The sequence below is a fragment of the Azospirillum sp. genome (assembly GCF_050789165.1).
Genome location: NZ_JBOZRT010000093.1, coordinates 248,265 through 266,573 on the forward strand (window position 1 = coordinate 248,265; position 18,309 = coordinate 266,573).

General features: G+C 71.3%; 12 protein-coding genes and 1 pseudogene. 9 read left to right on the forward strand and 4 right to left on the reverse strand.

All coding sequences use genetic code 11. From position 1 onward, the window contains the following. Genes ACRWK7_RS21160 through ACRWK7_RS21170 form a run of 3 tightly spaced genes read left to right on the forward strand, consistent with a single transcriptional unit; the run spans nucleotide 1 to nucleotide 2,970 of the window. The gene (locus tag ACRWK7_RS21160) at nucleotides 1-1,146 is read left to right on the forward strand and encodes an efflux RND transporter periplasmic adaptor subunit (RefSeq protein WP_431858263.1); all 1,146 of its coding nucleotides are present in this window, start codon (nucleotides 1-3) and stop codon (nucleotides 1,144-1,146) included. Beyond that, nucleotides 1,143-2,276 carry an ABC transporter permease gene (locus ACRWK7_RS21165; protein WP_431858264.1) on the forward strand — a complete coding sequence of 378 codons (1,134 nt, stop codon included), beginning with the start codon at nucleotides 1,143-1,145 and terminating at the stop codon, nucleotides 2,274-2,276. Before ACRWK7_RS21160 ends, ACRWK7_RS21165 begins: the two co-directional genes overlap by 4 nt. A 4-nt stretch (nucleotides 2,277-2,280) precedes the next feature. Then, nucleotides 2,281-2,970 (forward strand): ABC transporter ATP-binding protein, encoded by a 690-nt coding sequence (locus ACRWK7_RS21170; protein ID WP_431858265.1) that lies wholly within the window; start codon nucleotides 2,281-2,283, stop codon nucleotides 2,968-2,970. A gap of 136 nt (nucleotides 2,971-3,106) precedes the next feature. Here ACRWK7_RS21170 and ACRWK7_RS21175 read toward each other — a convergent pair whose 3' ends face one another. Continuing rightward, the gene (locus tag ACRWK7_RS21175; protein ID WP_431858266.1) at nucleotides 3,107-3,874 is read right to left on the reverse strand and encodes an anti-sigma factor family protein; all 768 of its coding nucleotides are present in this window, start codon (nucleotides 3,872-3,874) and stop codon (nucleotides 3,107-3,109) included. Next, entirely contained in the window at nucleotides 3,864-4,433 is a 570-nt protein-coding gene (locus ACRWK7_RS21180) for a sigma-70 family RNA polymerase sigma factor (protein WP_431858267.1), read from the reverse strand. The genes ACRWK7_RS21175 and ACRWK7_RS21180 overlap by 11 nt, the downstream gene beginning before the upstream one ends. A gap of 178 nt (nucleotides 4,434-4,611) precedes the next feature. Between ACRWK7_RS21180 and ACRWK7_RS21185 the strand changes: the two genes are divergently transcribed. The 3 genes from ACRWK7_RS21185 (at nucleotide 4,612) to ACRWK7_RS21195 (ending at nucleotide 9,424) form a co-directional block, all read left to right on the forward strand. Then, nucleotides 4,612-5,556, forward strand: a complete 945-nt coding sequence (locus tag ACRWK7_RS21185) for a metallophosphoesterase family protein (protein ID WP_431858268.1) — start codon at nucleotides 4,612-4,614, stop codon at nucleotides 5,554-5,556. Nucleotides 5,557-5,568: 12 nt separating this feature from the next. Continuing rightward, nucleotides 5,569-5,904, forward strand: a complete 336-nt coding sequence (locus ACRWK7_RS21190; RefSeq protein ID WP_431858269.1) for a cupredoxin domain-containing protein — start codon at nucleotides 5,569-5,571, stop codon at nucleotides 5,902-5,904. A 193-nt stretch (nucleotides 5,905-6,097) separates the two neighbouring features. Beyond that, nucleotides 6,098-9,424, forward strand: a complete 3,327-nt coding sequence (locus ACRWK7_RS21195) for a DUF2126 domain-containing protein (RefSeq protein WP_431858270.1) — start codon at nucleotides 6,098-6,100, stop codon at nucleotides 9,422-9,424. A gap of 55 nt (nucleotides 9,425-9,479) precedes the next feature. On the opposite strand, the gene ACRWK7_RS21200 is transcribed toward ACRWK7_RS21195, so the two are convergent. Further along, nucleotides 9,480-10,874, reverse strand: a complete 1,395-nt coding sequence (locus ACRWK7_RS21200) for a PLP-dependent aminotransferase family protein (RefSeq protein ID WP_431858271.1) — start codon at nucleotides 10,872-10,874, stop codon at nucleotides 9,480-9,482. 138 nt (nucleotides 10,875-11,012) lie between these two features. On the opposite strand from ACRWK7_RS21200, the gene ACRWK7_RS21205 reads away from it, so the two are divergent. Next, entirely contained in the window at nucleotides 11,013-11,873 is an 861-nt protein-coding gene (locus tag ACRWK7_RS21205; protein ID WP_431858272.1) for a DMT family transporter, read from the forward strand. A 182-nt stretch (nucleotides 11,874-12,055) separates the two neighbouring features. Continuing rightward, on the forward strand, nucleotides 12,056-14,371 hold the full coding sequence (locus ACRWK7_RS21210) for an ATP-binding protein (RefSeq protein ID WP_431858273.1): 2,316 nt from the start codon (nucleotides 12,056-12,058) through the stop codon (nucleotides 14,369-14,371). Between the two features lie 22 nt (nucleotides 14,372-14,393). Here ACRWK7_RS21210 and ACRWK7_RS21215 read toward each other — a convergent pair whose 3' ends face one another. Then, nucleotides 14,394-15,101: a LuxR C-terminal-related transcriptional regulator gene (locus ACRWK7_RS21215; RefSeq protein ID WP_431858274.1), complete on the reverse strand. Its 708-nt coding sequence runs from the start codon at nucleotides 15,099-15,101 to the stop codon at nucleotides 14,394-14,396. Between the two features lie 384 nt (nucleotides 15,102-15,485). On the opposite strand from ACRWK7_RS21215, the pseudogene ACRWK7_RS21220 reads away from it, so the two are divergent. Continuing rightward, a pseudogene (locus tag ACRWK7_RS21220) lies at nucleotides 15,486-18,309 on the forward strand (hypothetical protein); the annotation flags it as partial.

The following is an 18,309-nucleotide window of genomic DNA, read 5'->3' on the forward strand; positions in this document are numbered from 1 at the left end:
GTGCGGACCATCCTGCTTGTCTCGTTCGCCGCGGCTCTGGTCGGTGGCGGCCTCTATGCCATGCGGTTCAGCTCCATCACGGTTTCGGTGGCCGTTCCCGAGCAGGATGTTCCGATCGAGGTCTACGGGATCGGCACGGTGGAGGCCCGCGTGCGCTCCGCAGTCGGACTCGAGATGGCGGGCACGCTCACCGAGCTGTTCGCCGACCATGGAGACCGGGTTCCGGCGGGCACCGTGCTCGCCCGCCTCGACACCCGTCAGCAGGAGGCGCGCGTCGCCGAGGCGAAGGCGGCGGTCGGACAAGCCCGTGCCGCGCGCGAGAAGGCGGTGGCGGCCGTCACCAGGGCCCGCGCACTGCTGGAGAAGCGCCGGCAGACGAATGAGCGCCGACAGGCGCTGCTCACCAAAGGCAGCGTGTCCGTGGAGACCGCCCAGGACAGCGCGGCCGATCTGAAGGTCGCGGAAGCCGAGTTGGTCGTCGCGCAGTCCGATCTCGCCGTCACCGAGGCGGCGCTGGCCGATGCCGAGGCGCGCCTGCGCTATGAGGTGGCGCGCCTGGACCGCTACACGCTCACGGCCCCTTTCGACGCGCTGGTTGTGGCCCGCCACAAGGAACTCGGCGCCGCGGTGAATCCCGGCGAACCGCTGTTCACGCTCGTCGCACCCGACAGCATCTGGGCTCTGGTGCATGTGGACGAGGCATCGGCCGGAGGCCTGATGGAGGGGCAACCCGCAGAGGTCCGCCTGCGCTCCTTGCCAGCGCAGACCTTCCGGGCGCGCGTGGCGCGCATCGAGTTGGAGAGCGACCGCATCACGGAGGAGCGCAAGGTCTACCTGAAGTGCGAGGCCTGCCCGCCACGCGTCTTCCTGGCCGAGCAGGTGGAGGCGACGATCGCGGTGGATCGTCTGCCGAGCACCATCCTGGTGCCGCAGACGGCGGTCGACCGCTTCGACGGCCGGCGTGGCACCGTGTGGACGGTGGAGGACGGTCGCCTCGCCCGCCGCACTCTCGGCTTCGGCCGGCGAACGCTGGACGGGCGGTTGGAGGTCGTGGACGGACTTCCGGACAACGCGCGGGCGGTGACCGTGCCCATCGCAGGGCTTCGCGAGGGCCGGTCGGCCGAAACCGCGGGAGCCGAGCCATGAACCTCGCCCTCCGCGATGTCCGGCACAACCTTGGACGCTTCCTGCTGACCTGCCTGGGCCTCAGCCTGCTTCTCGCCGTGGTCCTGTCCATGATCGGCATCTATCGGGGACTGGTGGACGAGGCACTGACCCTGGTCCGCGCTCCAGGCGCCGATCTGTGGGTGGTCGAAGCCGGAACGCGCGGCCCGTTCGCCGAGGCTTCGCGCATCCCGGGCGATGAACGCGATGCGGTGGCCCGGCTCGCGGGGGTGGCCGATGCCGGCGGGCTCACCTTCCAATCGGCTGAAACCGTGCACCGCGGTCGCACGCTGCGTCTCTATGTCGTCGGCTACGAACTGGGGCGCCCGGGCGGACCGGCGCGGGTCGCTGCCGGCCGGCCGATCACCCGTGGACATTACGAGATGGTCGCCGATCACCGCACCGGCCTGGAGCTGGGCGAACTGGTACGGTTGGGACGCTCCGACTACACAGTGGTGGGACTGACGGACGGAGTGGTGGCCTCCGGGGGTGATCCGGTGGCCTATCTCACCCTCCAGGACAGCCAGCGCCTGCAGTTCGAGCTGGACCCGCCGGCGGCACGGCGCGAACTGGCGCGCGGCGCCAGGCCGGCCGGCACCGCCATCGTCAACGCCATTGTCGCCCGCGTACGGCCCGGCGTGCGTCCGGCGGACGTGGCCGAAGTGGCGACCCGTTGGAAGCACCTGACGGCGTTGAGCCAGGACCAGCAGGAAGCGCTGCTGCTCCAGTCGGTGGTGGAGAAGGCGCGCCGGCAGATCGGCCTGTTCACCGCCATCCTGCTGGTTGTCTCGGCGGTGATCATCGCGCTGATCCTCTACACGTTGACCATGGACAAGGTGAAGGAGATCGCCACGCTGAAGCTGATCGGCGCACCGGACCGAACGATCGTCGGCCTGATCGTCCAGCAGGCGATCGCCATGGGTGTGATCGGCTGGGCGACCGGAGCCATGCTCATCGCTCTGGTCAAGGACCACTTCCCGCGCCGCGTGGTGCTCCTGCCGGAGGACGGGCTGATGCTGGCTTTCGCGGTGCTGGTGATCTGCATCGTGGCCAGCGGTCTGGGTGTCCGCCTGGCGCTCAAGGTCGATCCCGCCACAGCGCTCGGAGGGTGAGGACATGGGTGCGCCGCTCGTCGAACTTCAGGGTGTCGCGAAGACGTACGGCAGCGGCGAGGCCGCCGTGCACGCGCTCCAAGACACCGATCTGCGGGTCCACGCGGGTGAGGTGGTCGGGTTGCTCGGCCCCAGCGGCTCGGGCAAGACGACGCTGTTGAACCTGATTGGCTGCATCGTCGAGCCGACGCGCGGCCGCGTGGTGCTGGATGGAGAGACCGTCTTCGACGACCGCTGGCTGCGCGCTGACCTGCGCCGCTTGCGGTTGGAGAAGATCGGCTTCATCTTCCAGTTCCACAACCTGCTGCCGTTCCTGACGGCGTCGGAAAACGTGGCCGTGGTGCTCGACCTCGCCGGCTACTCCCGATCGGCGGCGCAGGGGCGCGCGCGCGAACTGCTGGATTACCTGCAGGTCGGTCATCGTTTCGCCGTGCTTCCGGCCCGGCTGTCGGGCGGGGAGGCCCAGCGCGTCGCCATCGCGCGAGCGCTCGCCAACCGGCCGCGCATCATCCTGGCCGACGAGCCGACGGCGGCGCTGGACTCCGAGCGCGCCGGCATCGTGATGGACCTTCTGCGCAAGGTGGCGGTGGAACAGCAGGCGGCGATCCTCGTCGTCACCCATGACGAGAAGATCTTCGATCATTTCGATCGCAGGATCGCCCTGCGCGACGGTCGGGTGGTGGACGCTGCGTGAGGTCGCGACCCAAACCTCGGAGCGACTCGGCTAGGCGGTGAGGAGCGCCGAAGGCCATGTTCGGTGCTCCTTCCCGGATCATACGGCCGGAGCTTGAATGCTTCCATGATCGGCCGTTCAGAGCTGGCAGCACTCTCTACCGCGCAGCGGCCTGCACCCAGAGCCGCTGGAACTCCGCCAACTCGCCGTGATTGAGATCGGATACGGCCCAGAGGGTGAGGCCGGGCAGGCTCCAGCGCAGCAGACTGTACCCGTGCCGCTCCAGCAGATCAGGGACGTTGGACGGAGCCCCGGGATCGGCCCAGACGAACACATTGATGACGTGACGCCGGCGTCCGTAGACCAGCGCCGCCGCGGGCCGTCCGGCGATGTAATCCAGGCGCCCGCCGATCAAGGGGAAGCCCTCCGCCTCCAAGTCGGGCACCGGCGGCGAAATGTCGATCCGACCGTTGAACCATGGCTTCACGGTGTGCTGGTCCGAGGACGCCACGTCGGCCAGGTGATCGGCCATCAGGGAGCGCACCTGGGCGGCGACGAGTTCCTGCGGCAGGGTGTCTTGAGACATGGGCACGACGAGGAACAACGTCAGGCCCGCCGCCAGTGCCGCCGACGCGAGCGACAACCCCCCGGCCAGCCAGGGCCATGTCCACACCGCTGTCCAATGGCGCCGGGGACAGACCGGCGCACCGGGCAACGCGGCGCGCAGGCGTGCACGCAGCTCATCCGGCACGGCAAAGCGCTCCATTCCGATACGGGTCCGGTCAACGAGCGCCTTCCGCTCAGCGTAGACGGCACGGCAGGGGGCACAGCCGGCGAGGTGGGTGTCCACGGCGAGTTGCGTGGACAGGTCCAGCTCACCATCGATGCTGGCGTCCATCAGATGGCGAACGTCCTCATGCTCCACGGCCCACCTCCTTCTTGCTCACCGTGTTCCAGCCGTCCTGCAGTCGGTGCCGGGCCCGCGACAGCCGGGACATGACGGTTCCCACCGGTACGCCCGTCACGTCCGCGATCTCGCGGTAGGACAGATCCTCCAACTCACGCAGGACGACGGCTTCGCGATACTCGGCCGGCAAGTCGGCGATCAGCCGGTTGAGGAGCTGCCGGTCCGCGGCTCTCAGCGTTGCGGCTTCCGGATCGTCCGCGGCCTCGTGAAAGACGTCTTCCGTGTACGAGGTGCCGTCGCTGTCATCGGGGGCGACATCGGCGAAGCCGCGCACCTCTGCCGGGCGGTTGGCACGCAACCAGTCGTACGCCGCGTTGCGCACGATGCGCAGCAGCCACGGCCGCGCGTCGCCGGGACGGCAACCGCCAAAGAACCGGTAGGCGCGCAGAACGGCGTCCTGCATCACGTCCTGCGCGTCGTCGTGGTTGCGGGTCAGCCAGCGCGCCAGGTTGTAGGCGGCGTCGAGGTGCGGCAGGACGGTCTCTTCGAAGCGCGTCGCCGGGCTGCGGTTCGGCATGGGCGGCCCCTCGGGAAGCGTGATGGCATGACGCCCACGGCAAGACCTACCGGAAGCCACCCCCGCTTATTCCAGCATGATAATGCGGTGCCCGGCCTGCATCATAGGAAGCATCCGGGAATATCCCCGGGCCGCGCCCGGTAGGACCGGACATCGCCCCATACCGGGAGGACCCGCGATGTCCGGGAACAGCAAGACGTACGTTGTTGAACGCCGCACCCTGCTGAAGTGCATGGCCTGGGTGGGCACCGGGGTACTGTGGACGGTCGACGGCGGCGTGCCGCGCTCCGTCGGCCTGATCGGCGAAGCCCTCGCCGCCCCGACGGCCGGCTTCACCTTCGTTCAGATCAGCGACAGTCACATCGGCTTCAACAAGGAGGCCAACCCCGACGTGGGCGCCACGTTGCGCGCCGCGGTCGATGGGGTCAATGCCCTGCCCGCGCGTCCCGGCTTCGTCGTCCACACCGGCGACGTCACGCACCTGTCGAAGCCGGCGGAGTTCGACGCCGCCGACCAGATCCTCGGGAGCATGAAGGCGGGTTCCATTCACGTGGTCCCCGGCGAGCACGACGTGCTGGACGAGACCGGCGCCGCCTTCCGCGAGCGGTACGCCAGAGAATCGCACGGAACCGGCTGGTACAGCTTCGACGAGGGCGGTGTGCATTTCCTGGCGCTGGTCAACGTCATGAATCTCAAGGCTGGCGGCCTTGGCAACCTCGGCGAGGAGCAGCTCGCCTGGGTGGAGAGCGATCTGGCAGGGCGCGGGGCGAGCACGCCCATCGTCGTGCTGGCGCACATTCCGCTTTGGTCGGTCTATCCCGAGTGGGGCTGGGGCACGGCGGATTCGGCGCGTGCACTGGCCGCGCTCAGGCGGTTCGGATCCGTCACGGTGCTCAACGGCCATATTCACCAAGTGATGCAGAAGGTCGAGGGCAACATTGCCTTCCACACCGCCATGTCCACCGCGTTTCCGCAGCCCGCCCCCGGCACGGCGCCTTCGCCGGGGCCGATGAAGGTGCCGTCGGACCAGTTGCGCCGGATGCTGGGGGTCAGCCGGGTCGAGTATGTTGCCGGCAAGGCGCCCTTGGCGCTCATCGACACGCCGCTGGTCACCGGTTCCTGAAGGGAGGCCGCCATGATCCCGATGTCCCGGCTGACCGGAGCAGCGCTGGCGATTCTTCTCGGTCCCGTACTACCGCTCACGGCCGTCGGCGCCGAGCCGGTCCAGGTGCGGATCGACAACTTCACCTTCACCCCGCCGGCCATCACGGTTTCCAAGGGAACCACCGTGACCTGGCTGAACGCCGACGACATTCCCCACAAGATCGCCGGCAACGACCGGCCATGGAAATCACCGGTGCTCGATACCGATGAACGCTTCTCCTTCACCTTCACGGAGCCGGGACGCTACGCCTATTTCTGCTCGCTGCATCCGCACATGACCGGCACCGTCACCGTTACCGACCAATGAGGCATCGGTCAGGGTGGTGCAGGGATGTGGGGGTGTGGAATGATCCGCCCGACCTTCCGCCCGCGAATTAAGCGCCCTGCACAGCCTTTGCTCACCCGTCCACCGGAAACGCCGCTGCATCCACCGCCCCGGCCGGCCTGCGATTTGCAACGCCCGCGTCCCGCCCAGCCATTCCGCCACCCGGGACCCGGACATGACCATCCACGTCGCCCTCACCCACAAGACCGTGTACCGGTACGACCGGCCGGTGACGCTGTCGCCGCAGATCGTGCGGCTGCGTCCGGCGGCCCACTCGCGCACGCCGATCCTGTCCTACGCCCTGGACGTGACTCCCAAGGAGCACTTCATCAACTGGCAGCAGGACCCGCAGGGCAACTATCTGGCGCGGCTGGTCTTTCCCGAGAAGACATGGGAGTTCTCGGTCACCGTCGACCTCGTGGCCGACATGGCGGTCATCAACCCCTTCGACTTCTTTCTGGAGCCGGAGGCCGAGCACATCCCCTTCGCCTACGATCCGGGGCTGGCGCACGAACTCGCCCCCTACCTGCTGCGCGATCCGGACGTCGGGCCGCTGTTCGCCGACTACCTCGCCACTGTCGACCGCACGGCGACGCCAACCATCGGCTTCCTGGTCGATCTCAACCAGAAGCTCCAGCAGGCGATCCGCTACACCATCCGCCTGGAACCCGGCGTGCAGACCTGCGAGGTGACGCTGGAGAAGCTCAGCGGCTCATGCCGCGACAGCGCATGGCTGCTGGTGCAGCTGCTGCGCCACCTGGGGCTGGCTGCGCGCTTCGTGTCCGGCTACCTGATCCAGCTGGTGCCCGACCAGAAGCCGCTGGAGGGGCCGGAGGGGCCGGCCGCCGACTTCACCGACCTGCACGCCTGGGCCGAGGTGTACCTGCCCGGCGCGGGCTGGGTGGGCCTCGACCCGACCTCCGGCCTGTTCGCCGGGGAGGGGCACATCCCGCTCGCCTGTTCCCCCGATCCGTCGAGCGCCGCGCCTATTTCCGGCGCCGTCGAGAAATGCGAGGTCGACTTCGGCCACGACATGCACGTCACCCGCGTTCGCGAGGCGCCGCGCGTCACCAAGCCCTACACCGAGGAGCAGTGGGCCGCCATCGACGCCCTCGGCCACGCCATCGACGAGCGCCTCAAGGCGGGCGACGTGCGCCTGACCATGGGCGGCGAGCCGACCTTCGTGTCCATCGACAGCGTCGACGATCCGGAGTGGAACACCGCCGCCATGGGGCCGAACAAGCGGCGTCTGGGTGCGGACCTGCTCGGCCGGCTGCGCGACCGCTTCGCGCCGGGGGCGCTGCCGACCTTCGGGCAGGGCAAGTGGTATCCGGGCGAATCGCTGCCCCGCTGGGCCTTCGCGCTGTACTGGCGCAAGGACGGCGTGCCGGTCTGGCGCGACCCGGCCCTGGTCGGCGACGAGGCGACGGATTACAGGCCGACGGCCGAGGCGGCCGAACGTTTCGCCCGCACGCTGGCCGGGCGCCTCGGCGTCGATCCCGCCTACGCGGTGCCGGGCTACGAGGATCCGGTGCACTACATCCTGCGCGAACAGGCGCTGCCGACCAACGTCGATCCGTTCGACTCCCGCCTCGACGACCCGGAGGAGCGGGTGCGGCTGGCCCGCGTCTTCTCCAGGGGGCTGACCAGTGTCACCGGCTACACGCTGCCGATCCAGCGCTGGAACGCCGCCGACGGCCGCGCCTGGGTGACCGGGCCGTGGCCGGTGCGGCGCGAGCGCATGTACCTGCTGCCCGGCGATTCGCCGATGGGCTTCCGCCTGCCGCTGCCGTCGCTGCCGTGGATCGCGCCGGCGGACTACCCGCACATCGTGCCCGCCGACCCCATGGGCGAGCTGCCGCCGCTGCCGAACCCCGACAAGTCCGGTCAGCGTTACCGCCACGGCCCGCCGCAGCCGGTCTCCGGCGCGGTGCGCGAGCAGCGCCGGGCCGGTGCGCTCGACCCCAGGCCGGGGCCGCGCGGCCTTGTGGCCGAAGGCGTGCGCACCGCGCTGTGCATCGAGCCGCGCGACGGCCAGCTGCGCGTCTTCCTGCCGCCGGTGGAGCGCATCGACGACTTCCTCGATCTCGTCGCCGCCATCGAGGACACGGCGCGCGAGCTGGCTGCGCCGGTACAGATCGAGGGCTATCCGCCCCCCTACGATCCACGCATCAAGGTCATCAAAGTGACGCCCGACCCCGGCGTGATCGAGGTGAACATCCACCCTGCGGCGGACTGGGACCAGCTCAAGGGCATCACCACCGGCCTGTACGAGGACGCCCGGCAGACACGGCTCGGCACCGAGAAGTTCATGCTGGACGGCCGGCACACCGGCACCGGCGGCGGCAACCACATCGTGGTGGGCGGCGAGACACCGCCGGACAGCCCGTTCCTGCGCCGCCCCGACCTGCTGGCCAGCCTGATCCGCTACTGGCAGAACCATCCGGCGCTGTCCTACGCCTTCTCGGGCCTGTTCATCGGCCCGACCAGTCAGGCGCCGCGCGTCGACGAGGCGCGCGACGATTCCCTGTACGAGCTGGACATCGCGCTGCGGCAGCTCGACCCGACCGGCCAGCCGGTGCCGCCCTGGCTGGTCGACCGGGTGCTGCGCAACGTGCTGATCGACGTCACCGGCAACACCCACCGCACCGAGATCTGCATCGACAAGCTGTTCTCCCCCGACAGCCCGACCGGGCGCCTCGGCCTCGTGGAGTTCCGCGCCTTCGAGATGCCGCCGCACGCGCGCATGAGCCTCGCCCAGCAGCTGCTCCTGCGCGGCCTGATCGCGCGATTCTGGGACGAGCCGTACACGCGGCCCACCGTGCGCTGGGGCAACATGCTGCGCGACCGCTTCCTGCTGCCGCACTTCGTGGCGGAAGACCTGCGGGATGTGCTGGCCGACATGCGCCGCGCCGGCTTCGCCTTCCAGGACGACTGGTTCGCCCCGCACCTGGAGTTCCGCTTCCCGCGGGTCGGCAGCGTCGAGAGCGACGGCCTCGCGCTGGAACTGCGCACCGCGCTGGAGCCCTGGCACGTCATGGGCGAAGAGCCGGGCGGCGGCGGCACCGTGCGTTACGTGGATTCCTCGGTGGAGCGCCTGCAGGTCAAGGTGTCGAACCTGATCGGCAGCCGGCACTGGGTGGCCTGCAACGGCCGCCGCGTGCCGCTGCACCCGACCGGCGTGCCCGGCGAGCACGTGGCCGGCGTGCGCTACCGCGCCTGGCATCCGGCCTCGGCCCTGCATCCGACGATCCCGGTGCACGCGCCCCTGGTGTTCGACGTCGTGGACGGCTGGTCGGAGCGCGCGGTGGGGGGCTGCACCTACCACGTGTCGCATCCGGGCGGCCGCAACTACGACACCTTCCCGGTCAACGCCTTCGAGGCGGAGGCGCGGCGCCGGGCGCGCTTCTTCGACCACGGGCACAGCCACGGACGGATGGCGGCACCCTCGGACGCCGGCAACCCCGACCTGCCGCTGTGCCTGGACCTGCGGTGGGGGTGATCGGACACCCCGCCGGCCGAGCGCGCGGCGGGGGCCGGCTCCGTCGCGGACGAGCCTACCCGCCCGCGGCCAGCGCACGGGCCAGCACCTCGTACACGCGCGGATCGGTCATCTGGGCCACGTTGAAGCGCAGATGGTCCGCGGCCGTCTGCGAGACGCTGAAGACGTTGCCGGGGGCGAGCAGCACGTTGCCGCGCAGCGCAGCGCGCGCGACCTCGGCGGCGTCGCGGCCGCCCGGCAGGCCGCACCAGAGGTAGAAGCCGCCGCGCGGCATCAGCCATGGCCGCAGGCCCAGAGCTTCGAGCCGCTCGGCCGCCTCGCGCCGCGCCCGCGCCAGCCGGCGGCGGAGCCCCTCCAGGTGCTTGCGGTAGCTGCCGTCGCTCAACACCGCGAGGATGAGATCGGCGGCGACCGGGCTCGGGCCGCCGAAGCTCGTCGCGACCTGGAGATCGACCAGCGACTCCACCCAGTCCGGCCGCGCCGCGATGTAGCCGCAGCGGATCGAGGCGGAGAGCGTCTTGGAGAAGCTGCCGATCCGGATGACCTGGGCGAGCCCGTCGAGGACGGCCAGACGCGGCGATGGCTCCGGCTCGAAACCGGCGAAGATGTCGTCCTCGACGATGGTGACGTCGTGGGCCGCTGCGGCCTTGAGCAGCCTGTGCGCCGTCTGCGGCGAGAGCGTCGCGCCGGTCGGGTTGTGGAGCGCGGAGTTGGTGATGTACAGGCGCGGCCGGTGCGCCTCCAGCGCCGCGGCGAAGAGGGCCGCGTCCGGCCCCGCCCGCGTGTAGGGAACGCCGACGATCCGGGCCTGATGGGCGCGCAGCAGCGCCTGGAAGTTGAAGTAGCACGGATCATCGACCAGCACCACGTCGCCGGGGCGCAGCAGGAAGCGGCAGATCAGGTCGATCGCCTGGGTTCCCGACCCGGTCAGGAGGATCTGGTCGGCGCCCGCCGCGATCCCCTCCTCGGCGAACTGGCGCGCGAGGAGTCGGCGCAGCGCCGGCGATCCGCGCGTGCCTCCATAGTCCGCCAGCACGGCGTCGTCGGCGTGCGCGAGGCGACGGATCGCGCGGCGCAGGGCGGCGTTCGGCATCCAGTCGGCCGGCAGCCAGCCGCATCCGGGCTTCAGCGTCTCGGCACCCGCGTCGAGCGACTGCCGCGACACCCAGAACGGGTCGACCGCCCGGTCCGGCCGCGGCTCCACCTCGGCCACCGCGAGCGGCGGCAGGGCGCCGGACACGTAGAAGCCGGAGCCCGGCCGCGAGCGGATCACGCCTTCCGCCGCGAGGCGGTCGTAGGCCTCCACCACGGTCGACGGCGACACGCCCATGGCGGTGGCGAAGCGGCGGATCGAGGGCAGCTTGTCCCCGGGCAACAGCGCACGGCTCGCCATCTTGCGGCGGATCGCGTCCATCACCTCGCCGGTGCGTGTCCCCGCCCTGCCTTCCATGCGTCGGCTGCCGTCCACTGTGTTGCTTCCATACCCAATACAGTTCGGCGGAAGTGTATGGAACTGTCGCTATCCGCGCCAGCCCTCGCCACGCTAGGCTCGCGATGAACGGAGCGCGGGGACGGAAAGGGAGCGGGCATGCAGCGGGCGACGGCGGGATGGGGCAGCGGGATGCTGGGCGTGGTGATCTTCAGCGGCTCGCTGCCGGCGACGCGCGTCGCGGTCGGCAGCTTCACGCCGCTGTTCCTGACGGCGGCGCGGGCGGTGATCGCGGCCGCGCTGGCGGCGGCGCTGCTGGCGGCGCTGCGGCAGGCGCGGCCCGCGCGCGGCGACCTCGGCTCGCTCGCCATCGTGGCGCTCGGCGTCGTCGCCGGCTTTCCGCTGCTGACCGCCCTGGCGCTTCAGCACATCACCTCGGCGCGGTCCATCGTCTTCATCGGGCTCCTGCCGCTCGCCACCGCCGCCTTCGGCGTGCTTCGCGGCCGGGAGCGGCCGAAGCCGGCCTTCTGGCTGTTCGCGGGGGCGGGAAGCCTCGCCGTCGCCGGCTTCGCCCTGGCACAGGGCGGCGGCGCGTCGCTCGCCGGCGATCTGCTGATGGTGCTGGCGATCCTGCTGTGCGGCCTCGGCTACGCGGAGGGAGCGACCCTGGCCCGCCGGCTCGGCGGCTGGCAGGTCATCTCCTGGGCGCTCGTGCTGGCGTCGCCCGCGACGGTGGTCGCGGCGCTCGCCACGATGCCGGAGGCATGGACCGGCATCGGCGCCCCGGCCTGGATCGGGCTCGGCTACGTCTCCGTGTTCAGCATGCTGGTCGGCTTCGTCTTCTGGTATCGGGGGCTGGCGCTCGGCGGCATCGCCGGCGTCGGACAGCTGCAACTGCTCCAGCCCTTCTTCGGGCTGACGCTGGCGGGGCTGCTGCTGGGCGAGGCGGTCGCGTGGACGATGGTCGCGGTGACCGGGCTGGTCGTGCTGTGCGTGGCGGGCGCGAAGCGGTTCGCCTGAGCGGCGGGTCGAGGCGCCGATCACCAGGATGTCGCGCGCGTCCATGGTGCATTAAACCCGCCGCGCCGCGAGCGATCGCCACCACATCGGATTTGCCGCTTTCATCCTAGGACGAATCACGGGCTGCTCTGTTGGACACGTGTGTGTGATGGTGCGTGTTACAACGTGCGGATGGAGGAAGCGTGGCGAACGCGGCGCCGACCCAGGATCGCGACGACGACGCTGACCGGGCGGCTTTGGAGCGGCGCGTCAACGAGCTGGACCAGCAGCTGGAGCAGGCGCTGGTCGCCGCCGAGGATGCGCAGGAGGAGGCCCGTCTCCTCGCCGAGGAGCGGGGTGCGCTCGACCACGAGCTGACCGAGCAACGCCACGCCATCGCCGGTCTGCACCACCGCCTCGCCCAGGTCGAGGCGGAGCGCGAGTTGCTGCGAGACGCGCTCGACCGCGCCGACCGGCGGCGGATCACCAAGCGGCACGAGGAATCCGACCTCGAGGAGGAGCTCCAGGCCTCCTACGAAGAGCTGCAGATGCTCATCGAGGAGCTGGAGCGCGGCAACGCCACGCTGGAGCAGCGAGTCGGCGAGCGCACCGCCCAGCTCGCCGAGAGCGAGGCGCGCTACCGCACGCTGTTCGAGGCGATGGACGAGGGCTTCCTCCTCGCCGAGGTAATCATGGCCGGCGACCACCCGACCGACGTCCTGTACCTGGAGGCCAACCCCGCTGCCGTGCGGATGACGGGGCAGAACGTCACCGGCCGCCGCCTGCGCGAGATCGACCCGCGCTTCGAGCCGCACTGGCATGAGGTGCTCGGCCGCGTCGCGACGACCGGCGAGCCGGCGCGGATGGAGCGGTTCGCCGCGCCGCTGGGCGCCTGGTTCGACTTCTACGTCTTCAAGGTCGGCGGTCCGAACAAGCGGCGCGTCGCCGTCACCTTCCACGACGTCACCGAGCGTCGGCGCGCCGAGCGCGCGCTGCAGGACAGCGAGCGCATGCTGCGCGAGGCGCTGACCGCCGGCGGGATGGCGGCGTGGACCTGGGACCTTCAGACGGGCCTCGTCACCGCGTCGGACACCGCGGCGGAGGTCCTCGGGCTGCACCCCGGCGCGGTTTTCCGGGACGCCGTGCAGAACTTCCGGCTGGTGCACCCCGACGACCTCGCCCACTACCGCGGTCTGGTCGAGAAGGCCGTTGCCCGCGGCGATAGCTGGCACTGCGAGTTCCGCATCCGACGCCCGCGCGACGGCCGGACCGCGTGGCTGGAGGAACGCGCCACCGTCTCTCCCGACCCGCTCACCGGCAAGCCGCGCATCGCCGGCCTGGTCTGGGACGTCACCGACCGCAAGGCCGCCGAGCACGAGCTGCGCCGCGCCAAGGAGGCGGCGGAGGCGGCCAACCGCGCCAAGACCCGGTTTCTCGCCGCCGCCAGCCACGACCTGCGCCAGCCGATCCAGGCCGCCGCGCTCTACGCCCACGTGCTGCGCGCCTCCATCGGCCCCGACCCGGCGGCGACCGAGGCGCTGGACCTGCTGAAGGCCTCCATCGAGAGCCTGAACGGCATGCTGAGCGGCCTGCTCGACCTGTCGCGGCTAGAGGCGGGCGCGGTGGACGTGTCGGTCGTCGACTTCGTGCCGGACAACCTGATGCGCCGCCTCGCCGCCGAGTTCACCGGGGTTGCCGGGGTTACCGGGGTCGAGCTGCGCTGCGTCACCTCCTCGCAAGCGGTCGCCACCGATCCGCAACTCCTGGAGCGCATGCTGCGCAATCTGATCGCCAACGCCATCACCCACGGCGCCACCGCGGGACGCGGGCGTGTGCTGTTCGGCGTCCGGCGGCGGATGAGGGCAGTCGAGTTCCAGGTCTGGGACAACGGCCCGGGCATCCCGCCGGAGGCGCAGGGCATCATCTTCGAGGAGTTCCGCCAGCTCAAGAATCCGGAGCGCAACCCGACGCAGGGCTTCGGCCTCGGCCTCTCCATCGTCGCCCGCATCGTCCGCCTGCTCGGTCTGGAGGTGAGCGTGCGCTCGGAGGTCGGGCGCGGGTCGGTCTTCGCCGTCACCGTTGCGCGCGCCCGCGCGCCGGAGCCGCTCCGCCTTGCCGCGCCATCGCTGGACGAAGGCGCCGCGGCGTGGCTGAAGGGCCGTTCCGTGCTGCTGGTGGAGGACGACGAGCGCGTGCGCCGCGGCCTCTCCTTGATGCTGAAGGGGTGGGGCGTGCGCGTCGTCGCGGTGTCCTCGAGCGAGGAGCTGGCGGCCCGCTTGCCCCGCCTGCGCAGCCGGCCGCACGTGGTGCTGACCGACTACCGCCTGCCCGGCGGCGCCACCGGCCGCACGGTGGTGGAGCTGGTGCGGCGGCGCTGGGACGTGCCGGGCGTCATCATCACCGGCGACACCGCGCCCGAGCGCCTGCGCGAGGCCAGTTCGCTCGGCTGCCGCCTGCTGCACAAGCCGGTCCAGCCCTTCGAGCTGGTCCAGGCGCTGAGCGAGGCGCTGCACGCCTGAACGGCGGCGGGGATCGCCCCGGTCAGGCCGGCGGCCCCGCCCTGGAGACCAGGAGCGCCAACTGCGTCCGGTTGTGCACGCCCAGGCGCTGCATGACGCTGCGCAGGTGCACCTTGATCGTGCCTTCGAGGATGCCGAGCGAGCGGGCGATCTCCTTGTTGGAGCGGCCCTCCAGCAGCAGCGCCAGGATCTCGCGCTGGCGCGCGGTGAGACTGTCGAGGATACCGGGCGGCGGCGGAGCGGGCGGCGAGGGCGAAGCCATCGCACCGCGCGGCAGCGGGGCGTAGATGCCGCCGCCCAGGACGACCGGCAGCGCGTGGTCCAGCGCCTCGGCCTCGCTGCCCTTGGGCAGGAACCCGCGCGCGCCGGCCCGGATGCAGGCGGAGATCAGCGAGGCGTCGAGCGTGCCGGAAATCACCACCAGAGGCACGCCGTCGAGGACGCGCAGCATCGCCTCGACCCCGGGCAATCCGTCGGTGTCGCCCATCCGCAGGTCGAAGAGGACCGCGGAGAGATCACTCTCTTCCTGCGCGCATCGTACCGCGTCGGCCAGCGATCCGGCCTCGATCACGGTCGTGCCGGGAAAGCGCAGCTTGATCACCAGCGCCAGGCCACGGCGCATCAGCGCATGGTCGTCGGCAATCAGGACTCGCAGCGCCCCGGCCGCGGCCGGGGCCTTGGCGAACGCGCTGTCTACCGGCACCCGCGCGTTGCCGACCGGATGGTTCATGATCCGTCCTCCCTCTCGTCCCCGTCGTCCAGTTGCGGACGTGTCCCCCGGGGGGTCGGAAAGGAAACAGACGAAACGCGCAATCGGCACGCCGCGCCGGTGCGTATTACGGGCTCGACGGACTTTCTCATCAAACCCCACACCGCCCACGCGACGATGCCACGCGGCTTCGCCCGAAAGCTATTTGATCGTCTCGGGAGTATCCATGAATAACCACACAGAAATAGGGCTCACAACCGACACATGGTGGTCATCTATAGATATAAATGATGAATATCTAATTTTTAATAACGAAAGGATTCTTTAATTATATTTTGCGATATCCGATACGACCAAGGGCGATTGCCTGCGCATATCGGAGTGGTTGTGCCCGAAACTCGCGACATGGTTGAGTCCGCCGACACGCATTCGCGCCTGCTCATTCCGACGGAGCTGACCGCCGAGGCATCGACGATGCTGCTCGGCGGGAAGGCCGACGGGATCGAAGCCGTGCAGCACAAGATTGCGGCGGCGTTGCAGGACCAGGGCGTGTCGGGGCGGGCGGCCGGCGATCTGGCGGACCGCTGGGTGAAGAGCTTCGTCGAGGGCGTCGGCGCGTCCGAGACGCCCGAGGCGTCCATGGCGCAGGCCTCGCGCCTGGTGAACGCCACGGCCGCCCGGATGGCGGAGGCGGCCGGCGACGCCACCCCGCCGACCGCCGAGCAGCGCCTGATGACCGCCCTGACCCAGGGGCCGGATATCGCCGGCCCGGCGACCGCTCCGGCGGGACCGGCACCTTTGGACCGGGCCCTGTTCGACGGCGTCATGGACCGGTTGTCCCGGCCGGCCGGGAGCGCGGATCCGATCTCGGCGTTGTCGCAGGCGTTGAACGACGTGCCGTCGGAACCTCCGGCGCCCGCTCCGGTCCTGCTGTCGCCGGCGGAGAAGCTGGCCCAGGCGCTTGCGTCCGGCGGAGCCGTGCCGGAGGCCATCCAGGCGCTGGGACCGAACGCGTCCGCCGATTTCATGAGCGATGTCGAGCGTGCCCTGTCCTCGGGGGGCGACGTCGAATCGTCCATCGCCACCGCCGCCACCCGGTCGGGGCAGGCCGAGTCGCTGGCCCGCACGGCCGCGGTGGAAACGTCGGGCGGCGACCGGCTGTTGACGGCCCTGGCCAGCGGCCAGGGCGACGCCGTGCCGGCGGCCGGCGGGAGCCACGGCGGCGCCTTCCTCGGCACGCTCAACGACGCGCTTGCCCGTGGAGCGATGCCGGACACCGCGCTCGGCGCCTCCGCCAAGGCGCAGGCGGACATGACGGCGCTGATGGACGGCGCGGCGGCGGCATCCAAGCCGGGCGACGCCATGACGGCGGCGCTGGCCTCCGGCCGGAATGTCGCCGAGACGGTAACGTCCTTCGCCGCGGCGGCCGGCGTGGACCCGGCGGTGGCCGGCGACTTCGGCCGGGCGTTGGCGGCGGCCCTGTCGTCCGGCAGCGACGCCGCCAACGCGCTGGGCGCGGCCCAGCAGAACGCCGTCGCGACCGCGTCGGTTCTGTCCAGTGCGGCGCAGGGCGTGAAGAGCGACCCGCTCATGGCCGCGCTCGCCAGCGGGGAGAACGTTTCGTCGGCGGTCCAGGCGCTCGGCGGCGGCGGGACGTTCGGCGCGGCCCTGGGGCAGGCCCTGGCCAGCGGCCAACCCTTCGGGCAGGCGATGGCCGCGGCCCGGCAGGCGGCGGACACCGCGCAGCACAACGCCCAGCAGACCGCGGTTCCGATGTCGGCCGAAGACAAGGCGATGGCCGATCTCGCCACGCCCAAGGCCCAGGACGGCGCAGCGCCGGACGCAGCCCCGGAGCAGGTCGCCGACGCGAAGGACACCAAGGAGACGACGAAGGACGCCGCCAAGGACGGCGACACCGCCAAGGAGAACGCCGAGAAGCCGGCGGCGGACGGCCAGGCGACGGGCGAAGGCGCCGTGAAGGGGGAAGAAGGCGCCCCCAAAGACACGGCGGCCGAGAAGGCCGACAGCGGCGACAAGCCGGCGGCGGACGCACCGGCCGCCGCGAAGGCGGACGCGCCCAAAATGGTGGATCTGGCCGCCTTCACCCCCGCCACCGGCAAGAGCGGCGCGGCGGCGGCCGGCGGTGCGCCGGGCGCACCGGCCGCACCGCCGGTCGGCGGCGGCACGGCGCCCTCGGCGAAGACGGCCTCGGTTGCGGATCCCTTTTCCCTGCCGCCGAGCAACGTCGTGCAGACCGTCACGAAGGCCGTCACGAAGGCCGTCACGGCCACGCCGGGCGACATGCTCACCCCGGCGCCCGTCGCCGCACCGGGCTTCGACGCCGCGGCCTTCGCCAAGGCCCTGGCCATCGCCGAAGGAACGGCGGCGCCGGCCGGCTTCACCGTCTTCCACCTGATCGAGGCGATGTTCCGGCCGGGCACGGCCGACGGCACGGTGATCGGGCTGGCCGTGGTGGCGAACCCCGGGTCGCCAGTGGGCGTCTGGCAGTACAGCGTGGACGGCTCCGCATGGCAGGCGGTCGGCACGGTCGGCGACGGCGCCGCCCTGGTGCTGCCGGGCCGCGCGCTGCTGCGCTTCCTGCCCGCCGACGACATGTCCGGCACGGCCCCCGCCCTCGGCGTGCGCGCCCTGAACGAGAGCTGGAGCGGCGGTTTCAGCGGCACGGGCAAGACGCTGTTCGCCTTGACGGAGGTCGGCGGCACGTCGCCCGTGTCGGCGGACGCCGTGGCCCTGTCGCTGCAGGTGACGCCGGTGAACGACGCGCCCGTCGCGACCGGAACCGCGGCGATGCTGGGCACCATCGCGGAAGACACCGTTGGTCCGGCGGGCGCCTCCGTGTCGTCGCTGGTCGGGGGGCTGTTCTCGGACGCGGCCGACGCGGTCGCGGAGGGCTCCTCGGCCAACGGGCTGGCCGGCGTCGCCGTCGTCGGCAACGCGGCGACCGCCGCGCAGGGCGTCTGGCAGTACTGGGACGGCTCGGCCTGGGCCGCCGTCGGGACGGTGTCCGAGGGATCGGCCCTGCTGGTCGGTGCCGGCGCGCTGCTGCGCTTCGTGCCGGCCGCCGACTGGAACGGTACGACGCCGGCCCTGACCGTGCGGTTGGTCGACGACTCCTCCGGCGCCATCGCCACCGGCGCGCGGGTCAGCCTCGCCGGCGGGGTCGGGCTCGCCACGCCCTACAGCGCCGCCACCATCGCGCTGACCCAGA